This is a genomic window from Rivibacter subsaxonicus (genome assembly GCF_004217215.1).
GTDB lineage: Bacteria > Pseudomonadota > Gammaproteobacteria > Burkholderiales > Burkholderiaceae_C > Rivibacter > Rivibacter subsaxonicus.
In genome coordinates, this window is sequence record NZ_SHKP01000007.1 from 37126 (window position 1) to 48760 (window position 11635).

Below are 11635 nucleotides of genomic sequence, written 5' to 3' on the forward strand. Positions count from 1 at the left end.
GGCCGATGAGCAGCGCCAAGGCAGCAGTACAGGGCAAGAAGGCGCCGGTCGACCGGTTGCAGGAGTTGCGGGTCGATCCAGCCTCGGGGCTGCGGATCGGCACGATCCGGATCGGCCGCCAGCAACTGCGGGTCGGCATCCGGCCGCTGCCGGACGGCATGGAGGCCGCAGGCCCGCCGCTGCTGATGTTCAACGGCATCGGCGCCAATCTCGAACTGGCCGGTCCGCTGCTGTCCAGGCTTGGCGCGGTCGAGGCCCTGATCTTCGACCTGCCGGGTGCCGGCCAGTCGCCGCCGCCGCGCCTGCCGTACCGCCTGTTCTCGATGGCGCGGCTGGCCTGCCGGCTGCTCGACGCGCTCGGCTACGAAGGCCGGGTCGACGTTATGGGCGTGTCCTGGGGTGGGGCGCTGGCGCAGCAGTTCGCGATCCAGTACCCGCAGCGGCTGCGCCGCCTGGTGCTGGCCGCCACCGCGATCGGCCCGCCGGCGATGATCCCGGGGCGGCCGCGGGTGCTGCTGAAGATGGTCAACCCGCAGCGCTACCGCGACAAGGGCTACATGAAGCGCATCGCGCCCGAGCTCTACGGCGGCGATCTGCGCAGCCGGCCCGAGGCGATCAAGCTCTTCACCGACCACGCGCGTGCCGGCCACCCGACCGGCTACAGGTACCAGATGCTGGCGATGCTGGGCTGGACCAGCCTGCCGTGGCTGTGGCGCATTCGCCATCCGACGCTGGTGCTGGCCGGCAACGACGATCCGCTGGTGCCGCTGATCAACGCCCGCCTGCACGCCTGGCTGCTGCACGATGCGCGCCTGCACGTGCTTGACGACGGCCACCTGTTCCTGCTGACCCGGGCCCAGCAGACCGCAGACCTCATCAGCGGCTTCCTGGCCGAGCCGCAGCGCCCCCGGGCGAGGACCGCAGCATGATGAAGATCGAAAGAACGCTCTTTTCCGAGGAGCACCGGCAGTTCCGCGACACCGTGCGCCGCTTCATGGAGCAGGACGTGGTGCCGCACCACGAGGCCTGGGAGGAGCAGGGCTACGTGGATCGCGCGGTCTGGCTGAAGGCCGGCGAGAACGGCTTCCTGTGCCCGACGATGCCGGAAGAGGTCGGCGGTGCCGGCGTCGACCGGCTGTTCAGCGTGGTGCTCTTCGAGGAGCAGTTCCGCGTCAACGCCACCGGCCTCGGCTTCGGCCTGCACTCCGAGATCGTCGCACCCTACCTGCTGCACTACGGCAGCGAGGATCTCAAGCAGCGCTACCTGCCGCGCATGGCCAGCGGCGAGATGATCGGCGCGATCGCGATGTCGGAGCCGGCGGCCGGCTCCGACCTGCAGGGGGTGCGCGCCACCGCGGTGCGGCACGGCGACCACTACCTGCTCAACGGCTCGAAGACCTTCATCACCAACGGCTGGTTGTGCGACCTGGTGATCGTCGTCGCCAAGACCGACCCGGCGCTCGGCGCCAAGGGCATCAGCCTGTTCGTCGTCGACACCACGATGCCCGGCTTCAGCAAGGGCAAGCGATTGAAGAAGGTCGGCATGAAGGCGCAGGACACCTCGGAGCTGTTCTTCGACAACGTCAGGGTGCCGGTCGAGAACCTGCTTGGCGCCGAGGGCTCGGGCTTCGCCAGCCTGATGCAGGAGCTGCCGTGGGAGCGTATGCAGATCGCGATCACCTCGATGGCCTCGGCCGAGGCAGCGCTCGAATGGACGCTGGCCTACACGCGCGAGCGCAAGGCCTTCGGCCAGGAGGTCTTCAAGTTCCAGAACACCCGCTTCACGCTGGCCGAGTTGGCGACCGAGGTCCAGATCGGCCGGGTGTTCGTCGATCGCTGCATCGAGCTGGTGCTGAAGAACCAGCTCGACACCGCCACCGCCTCGATGGCCAAGAGCTGGTGCACCGACCTGCAGTTCAAGGTGCTCGACGCCTGCGTGCAACTGCACGGCGGCTACGGCTACATGTGGGAGTACCCGATCGCCCGCGCCTGGGCCGACGCGCGCGTGCAGCGCATCTACGGCGGCACCAACGAGATCATGAAGGAAGTGATCTCGCGCTCGCTCTGAGGCTCGCCCGGCGGACTCACCCCGACGGGGGAGTCGTCGTCGCCGGCCCACAGTGCGCGCGTCGCGCGCGGCGTGAGCACCTAGCATCGGGCGATGGATCGATCGTCCGCTTCGCGTCGCGGCCCCTGGGTTGGCGCCGGCGCGCTGGTGCTGTCGCTGCTGGCCGTGGCCTGGCTGGCGGCCGATGGCTTGGGCGAAGTCGGTGCCACGCCGGTCGTGGCGGCGACGCCCGCACCGGCCCCACCGATCACGGCAATGCCGGCCGAGCGGACCGTGCGGCCGCCGCGGGCAAGCGCCGTCGATGCCGCGCCCTCGGCCGCCGGCGCTCGATCTCACAGGCTGCAGGTCTGCGACGCCACTGCCGTTGTCATCGAAGCCGACGGCGCGCCGCCGGCCGTGATGTAGCAGGCCACCGAGGACGCGATCGGCAAGGTGGCGGCGCATCTGGCTGCTCGCGGCGACGACCGCTCGCGGGCCTACGCGGCCTTGCTGGCCTCGGTCTACGACCCGGATGCGGAGCGGCGCTTCGCCGAACTCCTGGAGCGGTGCAAGAGCAAGCCCGGACAGCCTTGCAATCTGCACGACATGGCACCGGGCGACGAGAGCCGGCGGGTGGTCGCCCGCGAGACGCTGGCCCGGCTGGCCGTGACCACGAGCGATCCCGAGGTTTATGCCCGCGCCTGGCAGGCCTGCCTGCCGATCACCGAACGAAGGCCGCGCGCCGAGGCGTCGGGTGGCGCCGGCAGCCAGTGCACGCAGCTGTCGCTGCAGCGCTGGGCGGCGCTGGACGCCGGCAATGCGGTGCCGTGGCTGCATGTGCTGGCGCAGCCGGGGCTGACGCCGGCGCAGATGGCAGAGGTGCTGCATCAGATCGCGCAGTCGCAGCGCGTCGAACACAGCTGGGGTCGGTTGCCCGCGGCGGTGGTCGAGGCCGAGGGCAGCGGCGTGCCGCGTGGCTGGCTGATGAACGCGGCCTTGGCGGCGCTCGGCATCGATGCCCAGATGACGCCGCCATACTCCTCACTGAAGAAGCAGTGCGATACCGCAGCAGTCACCGACGCGAACCGCCGCCAGACCTGCGAGGCGATTGCCGATCTGTTGGGCTTTCGCTCGAACGCCTTGCTTGACCAATCGATCGGTCAAGCCATCGGTCGCAAGATCGGCTGGCCGGCCGACAAGCAGCGCCAGCTCGACGATGAGCGGGATGCAATGCTGGCCGTGTCCATCTCGCCTCAGATCGACGGGCAGCCGCTGAGCTGTGCGTCCTACGACAGGATGCGCCGCTACTGGAGCACGGCCGCGAAGGACGGCGAGCTCGGCCTCGTGCGCGCCGCGCTGGCGGCCAGCGGCGAACCACTGGGCGTGCTGGCCGAACGTGGCCGCCGCGAGCAGCGCGAGTTCTCGGAGCGGATTCGCGCCGCCGCCGCGCCGGCCTCGGCCGCCAGCGCCGCGCGCTGATTCGCGCTCAGCCCGCCACGCGGTCGATGCGCCGCGCCAGCACCACCGAGGTGTGCGTGCGCACGACGCCGTCGAAGGTGCCGATCTCGTCGAGCAGCGCATCGAGCCGCACTGCCGAGTCGGCGTGCAACAGCGCGAGGTAGTCGAACTCGCCGCTGACCGTGCTGAGCTGGCGCAGCTCGGGCATGCGCGCCAGGTGGCGCTCGACCTCGCGCCCGCTCTTGGGTTGCACCGTGATGCCGACCCAGGCCTGCAGGCCGCGGTCGTCGGCGTCGCGTCCCAGGCGCACCGTGTAGCCGACGATCACGCCCTCGCGCTCGAGCCGCGCCACGCGCGCCAGCACGGTGGTGCGCGCCACGCCCAGGCGGCGCGCGAGGTTGGCGGCGCTGTCGCGGGCGTTGGCCTGCAGCAGCGTCAGCAGCGCGCGGTCGAGCTCGTCGCGGGTGCCGCCGGCGGCCGCGGGGGCCGCTGGCGCGGAGGCGCGTGCGGGCGCGCGCGGCGTGCTGCGCACCGGGGAGCGTGGCGCGGCCGTCCTTGCTTTGGACGAGGTGGAAGCGGCGGGGCGGCGAGTGGCCATGCGATCGAACCGGTGGTTTGCGACAAATCGTCAGAGATCGTAGTCGATCTGTCGTCCAAAGCTGTATTTCTGTCGCAGATGACACGCTGTTTCGACAGCAGCCGCTTCTAGACTCGTCTCGATCGATTCACCTCTCGGAGACAGCTCATGAAAGTCGTTCTGCTCGGCGCCGGCCATATCGGACAAACCATCGCCAGCCTGCTGCAGGGCAGCGGCGACTACCAGGTGACTGTGGTCGACAAGAGTGCCGCCGCGCTGGCCAAGCTGGCCGGCCTCGGCGTGCAGACCAAGGTGGTCGACACCGAACAGGCCGGCCCGCTGCTGGCGGCACTGCGTGGCAACGAGGCGGTGATCAACGCGCTGCCCTACCACCTGGCCACGCTGGCCGCGACGCAGGCGCGCGAGGCCGGCTGCCACTACTTCGACCTCACCGAGGATGTGGCCGCCACCCGCGCGATCATGGAGCTGGCCGAGGGCGCCAACACCGCCTTCATGCCGCAATGCGGCCTGGCGCCGGGCTTCATCGGCATCGTCGCGCACCACTTCGCGCAGCAATTCGACACCCTCTACGACGTGAAGATGCGCGTCGGCGCGCTGCCGGCCTTCCCGACCAACTCGCTGAAGTACAACCTCACGTGGAGCGTCGACGGGCTCATCAACGAGTACTGCCACCCCTGCGAGGCGATCCGCGACGGCCACAAGATCGAGGTGCTGCCGCTCGAAGGGCTCGAGCACTTCTCGCTCGACGGCACCGAGTACGAGGCCTTCAACACCTCGGGCGGCCTCGGCACCCTGTGCGAGACGCTGGCCGGCAAGGCCCGCATGCTCGACTACAAGACCGTGCGCTACCCCGGCCACAACGCGCTGATGAAGGTGCTGCTCGAAGAGCTGCAGCTCAAGCACGACCAGGAGCTACTGAAGAACATCATGCGCAAGTCGGTGCCGATGACGATGCAGGACGTGGTGCTGGTCTTCGTCACCGTCAGCGGCCTCAAGGGCGGCCAGTACGTCGAGGAAGTCTTCGCGCGCAAGATCTTTGCCGATCGCACCGAGGGCGCGCCGCTGTCGGCGATCCAGATCACCACCGCCGCCGGCATCTGCGCGGCGGTCGACCTGTTCCGCGAGGGCAAGCTGCCGCAGAAGGGCTTCATCCGCCAGGAGCAGGTCGAGCTGCCGGCCTTCCTCGCCAACCGCTTTGGCAGTGCGTACCAGCAGTCGCGCCAGGTCGAGTCGATCGGTTGAACGGACAATCGCTGACCGGACGCAAGGAACGACGATGAACGCTCAAGAACTTCTCGCCACGCTCGGCGTGGCCGATGCCAAGCCCTTCGACGGCCGCCTGCTGTCGCGCTCGCCGATCGATGGCGGCGTGCTCGGCGGCGTGGCGCCGACCAGCCTCGACGAAGGCCGCGCCGCGCTGGCCCGCGCGCAGGCCGCCTTCCTGCGCTGGCGGAACGTGCCGGCACCCAGGCGCGGCGAACTGGTGCGCCTGCTCGGCGAGGAACTGCGCGTCAACAAGGTGGCGCTGGGTGAACTGGTCTCGCTCGAGGCCGGCAAGATCCGCAGCGAAGGCGCCGGCGAGGTGCAGGAGATGATCGACATCTGCGAGTTCGCGGTCGGTCTCTCGCGCCAGTTGCACGGCCTGACCATCGCCTCCGAGCGACCCGGCCATCGCATGATGGAACAGTGGCATCCGCTCGGCGTGGTCGGCGTGATCAGCGCCTTCAACTTTCCGGTCGCGGTGTGGTCGTGGAACGCGGCGCTGGCGCTGGTCTGCGGCGACAGCGTGCTGTGGAAGCCGTCCGAGAAGACGCCGCTGACCGCGCTCGCCACCCAGGCGCTGTTCGAGCGCGCGGTGCAGCGCTTCGGTGATGCCGAGCTGGCGCGCGATCTGTCGCAGCTGCTGATCGGCGGCGCCGAGCTCGGCGAACTGCTCAGCGACGACCCGCGCGTCGCGCTGCTCTCGGCCACCGGCAGCACCCGCATGGGTCGCGCGGTCGCGCCAAAGGTTGCCGCGCGCTTTGGGCGCAGCCTGCTCGAGCTCGGCGGCAACAACGCGATCATCGTCACGCCCAGCGCCGACCTCGACATGGCGGTGCGCGCGATCGTCTTCGGCGCGGTCGGCACCGCCGGCCAGCGCTGCACCAGCACGCGCCGGCTGATCGTCCACAAGGACGTGCACGACGAACTGCTCGCGCGGCTGGAGAAGGCCTATGGCTCGGTGCGCATCGGCGACCCGCTGGCCGAGGGCACGCTGATGGGCCCGCTGATCGACCGCGGCGCCTTCGAGCAGATGCAGGCGGCCCTCGCCCAGGCGCGCGAGCAGGGCGGCCGCGTGCTGAGCGGCGGCGAGCGCGTGCTGGCCGATCAGCTCCCGAACGCCTACTACGTGCGCCCGGCGCTGGTCGCGATGCCGGCGCAGAGCGAGGTGGTGCGGCACGAGACCTTCGCGCCGATCCTCTACGTGCTCAGCTACGAAGCCTTCGATGACGCGATCGCGCTGCAGAACGAGGTACCACAGGGCCTGTCCTCGGCGATCTTCAGCAACGACGTGCGCGAGGCCGAGGCCTTCATGGCCGCGGCCGGCTCCGACTGCGGCATCGCCAACGTCAACATCGGCACCTCGGGCGCCGAGATCGGCGGCGCCTTCGGCGGCGAGAAGGAAACCGGCGGCGGCCGCGAGAGCGGCTCCGATGCCTGGAAGGCCTACATGCGCCGCGCCACCAACACGGTGAACTACTCGCGCGCGCTGCCGCTGGCGCAGGGCATCAAGTTCGATCTCTGATGCCGCCGATGCAACAGCCCACCACGCTGCACGCGCTGCTTGGCGCCGTACTCGACGCGCAAGAGTCCGCGCGCCTGTTCGACCAGTTGCAGATCGCCCCGGCGCTGCTGCGCCCGCTGGCGGCCGAGGCTAGCCGCGCCGAGCTCGCGCAGGCGCTCAACATGCTGCTGTTCCGCGGCCTGCTCGAACGCGTGCCGCTGGCCGTGGCCTGCGTCGCCGAGCGGCGCGCGAGCGGCCAGAAGGTCTGCTTCGACCACGGCGCGCTGCGCACCGTGGCCTGGCCGAGCGGCGCGCTGCCGGCGGGCCAGGCGGCGATCACGCGCGTGCTCGTGCCGCTCGGCTTCGAGCAGGCCGAGACCTATCCGCTGCCGCGGCTGAAGATGACCGGCCGCGCCTGGCGCCACCGCGACCTGCCGCAGGACATCGCGCAGTTCTTCGTCTCCGAGCTGCATCCCGAAGCCTTCTCGCCGGCCTTCCAGGCCACGGTGAGCCGCGTGATCGGCGACTCGCGCGATCCCCTGTCGGCGCAGGATCTGGCCGAGCTGGCGCAGCTGGAGCGCGACCGTGCACTGCCACTGGCCAGCGCGCAGCGTCTGCTGCCGCGCCTGGCGGGATGCTTCGAACGCCAGCATGGGCTGTTCGCCTGGGACGACTACGAGTCGCTGCGCGCCGAGTCGGCCGAGATGGCGTGGATCGCTACCGAGGGCAACGCCTTCAACCACGCCACCGATCGCGTCGACGACATCGACGCGGTGGTCGAACTGCAGCGGCGCGCCGGCCGGCCGGTGAAGAGCAGCGTCGAGGTCTCGGCCTCGGGCCGCGTGCGCCAGACCGCGCTTGCCGCTGCGCCGGTGCTGCGCGAGTTTCGCCAGGGCCAGGGCGTCATCGCACGCGAGGTCCCCGGCTCGTTCTACGAGTTCATCGCGCGCGCGCCGCTGCCGGACGAGGCCATCCTCGACCTCGGCTTCGATGCCGCCAATGCAACCGGCATCTTTGGCATGACCGCGGCCGGCGCCAGGTAGCGCCGCCGCCGCGTCGAGCCCGGATCGGCCTACAGGCGCACGCTCGCTGCGCCGATGCCCTCGAAGGCGACCTCGACCTCGTCGCCGGGCTGCGCCTGCAACAGGCCGCACCAGGTGCCGGTCGTCACCACGCTGCCGGCCGCCAGCACGGCGCCGTTGCGGGTGGCGTGGCGCAACCAGGCAGGCAGCACGAAGGCCGGATCCGCCATCGCGTGCGTTCCCCGGAAAGCCAGCGCCGGCTGCGAGCCGATGCGAACCTGGCCGGCCTGCGTCGACCAGTCGCGCCCGGCATCGAAGTCCACCCACGGGCCGAGAACAAGCGCGCCATGGCACAGCAGGTCGGCGAGCTTGGCCAGCGGCGGTGCCTGCAGGCTCTCGGTCCAGCGCGAGTCGACGATCTCGATCGACACGCACATCGCGTCGACCAGTGCACGCGCGCCGGCCAGATCGAGCGCGGCCGCGCGTGCGCCGTCGACCGGCTCGCGCAGGCGCAGCGCCACTTCGGCCTCGATGCCGCGCAGCGTGAAGAATGGCCAGTCGGCGGCGCGTGCCGGGCTTGGCCACACGCCGGCCGGCGGCAAGGGGGCATGCGAGATCTCCGCCTCGCGCGAGGGCCCGCCCGACTTCCAGTGGCGCGGTGTGGTGCCGCCAAAGCAGCCGAGCGCGCGCGCCACCCGATCCTGAACTTCGTAGCCCGCCGCCACGTCGGCCAGCGCCGGTGCGGGTTGTGGCTGACGGTCGTGGCGGGCCTGCAGCAGGCGCGCGGCGGCAAGGTCGGCGGCGTTCGTCATGCGTGAAGTTTCCTGCCGCAATGACCCGGCCCGGCTACCACACCGCGAAGCGCTCGCGGTGCAGGTCGATCAGCGTGTCGGCCGCCACCGGCCTGGAGTACAGGAAGCCCTGGCCGAGCCGGATGCCGGCCTCGCGCAGGGTGCGCGCCTGCAGCGGCGTCTCGATGCCCTCGGCAATGACCTGCAGGCCGCCGGCGCGCATCAGGCTTTCGAGCGCGGGCAGCCAGTCGGGTCGCGGCGTCTGCTCGCTGATCTCGGCGATCAGGCCGCGACTGAGCTTGATGTAGTCGAGCCGGCAGCGCGTCAGGATCGCGAGGTTCGCGCCATTCAGCACCACGTCGTCGAGCGCGACCGCGCAGCCGGTGTAGGCGGCTGAGTTCAGCGCGTCCATGCCGAGCTGGTCGGGGATGCCGCGCTCGGTGACCTCGAGGATGAATCGATCGGCCAGAGCGATCAGGTCGTTGCGGAAGAAGGCGTAGGCGATGCCGGCGCGGCCGAAGACGAACGGCGGCACGTTGATGCCGATCCTCAGCTCGGGCGTGGCAATCAGCCAGTCGCGCAGATCCTCGTTGACGCGGTCGATCGTGCGGTAGGTGAGCAGCGCGGCCATCGGCGTGCGGTAGAGCACCTCGATGAATCGCTCGGGCTGCCAGACCTCCGTGCCGCGGCGCCAGCGCGACAGCGCCTCGGCTCCGACCATCCGGCCGTCGGCCAGCGAGATGGTCGGCAGGTACTCGACGAAGAAGGCCCCGGACAGCAGGTCGGCATGCACCTGCTGCAGGTCGAAGCCATCGAGGGCGTCATCGGACTGGGGTTGCGACAGGTCGGTCATGGGCGATGGCCTCGGTCGTCGGGCGCGCCTGCACACCAACGCGCCCGGGGCCAATCCTATGCCCGCGGGCGATCTGCCCGCATCGCGGGCACGCTGTCGCTACTAGGGCTTGCCGGCGGGCCGGGTCATCGTGAAGGCGGTCTCAGGCGTCCAGGCGCTCGTGGAAGTCCGAGGCGCCGCGCTTCCAGTAGGCAGCGATGCGCGCAGCTTCGCGCGGATGCCGCTTGTCGACCAGCAGCACCTCGCGCAGCCGCGCCATCGTGGCGGCTTCGCCGGCGCACCAGGCAAAGCCTTCGCCTTGCGGCAACACCAGCTCGCGCACGGCCTCGACCAGTTCGTCGGCAGTCGACACCCAGCGCAGCTCCAGCCGGGCCGCGCTGGCCAGCGCGCGGCGGTCGGCAAGGTCCGCGACCTGCGCGATCACGATCGCGCGCGTGGCGGCCGGCAGCTCCTCGAGGCGGCGGTGGATCGCGGGCAGCGCCGTCGCATCGCCCGCGAGCAGGTGCCAGTGGTAGTCCGCGGGCACGATCATCGAGCCGCGCGGGCCGCCGATCGTCGCGCGCTGGCCGATCGCGGCCTGGCGGGCCCAGTCCGAGGCCAGCCCGTGGCCGTGCAGCGCGAACTCGATCGTCAGCGTGCGGCCGGCACGGTCGAAGCGCCGCGGCGTGTAGTCGCGCATCACGGTCTCGCCGGCCGGGCTCTCGAAGATGAACTTGAGGTGGTCGTCGAAGGCCTCGGACACGAAGTCGACCAGCGAAGGGTGGGCGAAGGTGATCGCGGCGAAGTTGGCGCCGACGGGCTCGACCTCGACGACCTCGACCTCGCGCCGGCGGACCTCGTGGCGGACCCGCTGCACGCGGCGCTCCGAAGAAGGGAGTGATCTCATGGATGGTCTTATTGGTTGATAATGTCATCCATCATGCGCAAATCACTTGACCATGTCAACCAAATGGCCGATGAGCCTGCCGAACAGGTCTTCGACGCGATCCATTCGCTCATGCACCTCTACCGCGCGCAGCGCCACAACGATCTGCGCGACGGGCCGCGGGACCTGAGTCACATGGAGCACAAGGTGCTCGGCTTCTTTGCCCGGCACCCGGGCTCGACGCAGAGCGACCTGGCCGTCCACTCGGGGCGCGACAAGGGACAACTGGCGCGGCTGGTCGCGAGCCTCAAGGCGCGCGGGCTGCTCGAGGCGCGGGTCGACGAGCTCGATCGACGCAATGTCCGGCTCCATCTCACGACCGAGGCCCAGGCCGTGCACCAAGCGCTGCAGCGCCACGAGCGGCGGATGGTCAACGCGGCGGTCGCGGGCCTGAGCGAGGAGGAGCGTGGTCAGTTGCTGGAGTTGCTGGGCCGGATCCGGCTGAACCTCGAGTCCCAGCCCTGAGCGAGCGCCAAGCGAGCCGCCGAGCCCGGCGCCCGGCGGCTTCGAGCCCCGTCACCCCCGCGAGCGGGGGCCGCCACGGCCCGTTGCACTTCATGCGTCACATCCAGAGCCCGCTGCAAGTGCTTATTTTTACAAGACTTTCATGCCGGACTCACCTGCAAAGTCGGCTCTAAGTCATTGATTTCATTGAAAAAACGGCGCCACCACGCTTGACCCTGCCGAAGCGGCCCGCTACAGTGGGAGAAAGTGCACTTTAGTGGGTTTGAGTGGCCAATTTCATGTTCCAAGGGGCTTCGCGCCTCGCGCTGGATGCCAAGGGGCGGCTGACCGTCCCGGCGCGCCATCGCGAGTTGCTGGCGGCCACCGCGAACAGCCAGCTGACGCTGACCAAGCATCCCTCGGGCTGCCTGCTGGTCTTTCCGCGTCCGGTCTGGGAGGGCTTTCGCGAGCGCGTCGCCGCGCTGCCGATGTCGGCCGAGGGCTGGAAGCGCGTGTTCCTCGGCAACGCGATGGACGTCGAGATCGACGGCGCCTCGCGCGTGCTGGTCTCGCCCGAGCTGCGCGCTGCCGCCGGCATGAGCAAGGACGTGACGCTACTCGGCATGGGCAGCCACCTCGAACTCTGGGACAGCGAGCGCTACGCCGCCCACGAGGCCGCGGTGCTGGCCCAGGGTCTGCCCGAAGCGCTGCAGGACTTCAGCTTCTGAAGCCA

General features: G+C 70.3%; 13 protein-coding genes. 9 read left to right on the forward strand and 4 right to left on the reverse strand.

Annotated features, from left to right (window positions below):
* The first annotated feature begins 5 nt into the window (after positions 1-5).
* The 4 genes from phaZ (at position 6) to EV670_RS13370 (ending at position 3526) form a co-directional block, all read left to right on the forward strand.
* Positions 6-929, forward strand: a complete 924-nt coding sequence (gene phaZ / locus EV670_RS13355) for a poly(3-hydroxyalkanoate) depolymerase (RefSeq protein ID WP_130432929.1) — start codon at positions 6-8, stop codon at positions 927-929.
* Complete coding sequence (locus EV670_RS13360) at positions 929-2068, forward strand: acyl-CoA dehydrogenase family protein (protein ID WP_130433761.1); 1140 nt, start codon at positions 929-931, stop codon at positions 2066-2068. The genes phaZ and EV670_RS13360 overlap by 1 nt, the downstream gene beginning before the upstream one ends.
* 93 nt (positions 2069-2161) lie before the next feature.
* Positions 2162-2473, forward strand: a complete 312-nt coding sequence (locus tag EV670_RS13365) for a hypothetical protein (RefSeq protein ID WP_130432931.1) — start codon at positions 2162-2164, stop codon at positions 2471-2473.
* A gap of 27 nt (positions 2474-2500) precedes the next feature.
* On the forward strand, positions 2501-3526 hold the full coding sequence (locus EV670_RS13370) for a hypothetical protein (protein WP_130432933.1): 1026 nt from the start codon (positions 2501-2503) through the stop codon (positions 3524-3526).
* 7 nt (positions 3527-3533) lie between these two features.
* Here EV670_RS13370 and EV670_RS13375 read toward each other — a convergent pair whose 3' ends face one another.
* Positions 3534-4037, reverse strand: coding sequence for an Lrp/AsnC family transcriptional regulator (locus EV670_RS13375; protein ID WP_278044426.1), 504 nt, complete (start codon positions 4035-4037; stop codon positions 3534-3536).
* A gap of 213 nt (positions 4038-4250) precedes the next feature.
* Here EV670_RS13375 and EV670_RS13380 point away from each other — a divergent pair, with 213 nt between their 5' ends.
* Genes EV670_RS13380 through EV670_RS13390 form a run of 3 tightly spaced genes read left to right on the forward strand, consistent with a single transcriptional unit; the run spans position 4251 to position 7910 of the window.
* On the forward strand, positions 4251-5345 hold the full coding sequence (locus tag EV670_RS13380) for a saccharopine dehydrogenase family protein (protein WP_130432937.1): 1095 nt from the start codon (positions 4251-4253) through the stop codon (positions 5343-5345).
* A 34-nt stretch (positions 5346-5379) separates the two neighbouring features.
* Positions 5380-6888, forward strand: coding sequence for an L-piperidine-6-carboxylate dehydrogenase (gene amaB, locus EV670_RS13385; protein WP_130432939.1), 1509 nt, complete (start codon positions 5380-5382; stop codon positions 6886-6888).
* 8 nt (positions 6889-6896) lie between these two features.
* Positions 6897-7910: a 2-oxoadipate dioxygenase/decarboxylase family protein gene (locus EV670_RS13390; RefSeq protein ID WP_130432941.1), complete on the forward strand. Its 1014-nt coding sequence runs from the start codon at positions 6897-6899 to the stop codon at positions 7908-7910.
* Positions 7911-7939: 29 nt separating this feature from the next.
* Here EV670_RS13390 and EV670_RS13395 read toward each other — a convergent pair whose 3' ends face one another.
* The 3 genes from EV670_RS13395 to EV670_RS13405 all read right to left on the reverse strand — a co-directional run bounded on the left by EV670_RS13395 (position 7940) and on the right by EV670_RS13405 (position 10419).
* Positions 7940-8701, reverse strand: a complete 762-nt coding sequence (locus EV670_RS13395) for a fumarylacetoacetate hydrolase family protein (RefSeq protein ID WP_130432943.1) — start codon at positions 8699-8701, stop codon at positions 7940-7942.
* A 34-nt stretch (positions 8702-8735) separates the two neighbouring features.
* A complete protein-coding gene (locus tag EV670_RS13400; protein ID WP_130432945.1) occupies positions 8736-9533 on the reverse strand; it encodes an EAL domain-containing protein in 798 nt (265 codons plus the stop codon).
* Between the two features lie 142 nt (positions 9534-9675).
* A complete protein-coding gene (locus EV670_RS13405; protein WP_130432947.1) occupies positions 9676-10419 on the reverse strand; it encodes a siderophore-interacting protein in 744 nt (247 codons plus the stop codon).
* A 63-nt stretch (positions 10420-10482) separates the two neighbouring features.
* Here EV670_RS13405 and EV670_RS13410 point away from each other — a divergent pair, with 63 nt between their 5' ends.
* Positions 10483-10923 carry a MarR family winged helix-turn-helix transcriptional regulator gene (locus EV670_RS13410; protein WP_242616968.1) on the forward strand — a complete coding sequence of 147 codons (441 nt, stop codon included), beginning with the start codon at positions 10483-10485 and terminating at the stop codon, positions 10921-10923.
* A 278-nt stretch (positions 10924-11201) separates the two neighbouring features.
* On the forward strand, positions 11202-11630 hold the full coding sequence (locus EV670_RS13415; RefSeq protein ID WP_130432949.1) for a division/cell wall cluster transcriptional repressor MraZ: 429 nt from the start codon (positions 11202-11204) through the stop codon (positions 11628-11630).
* Positions 11631-11635: the final 5 nt, after the last annotated feature.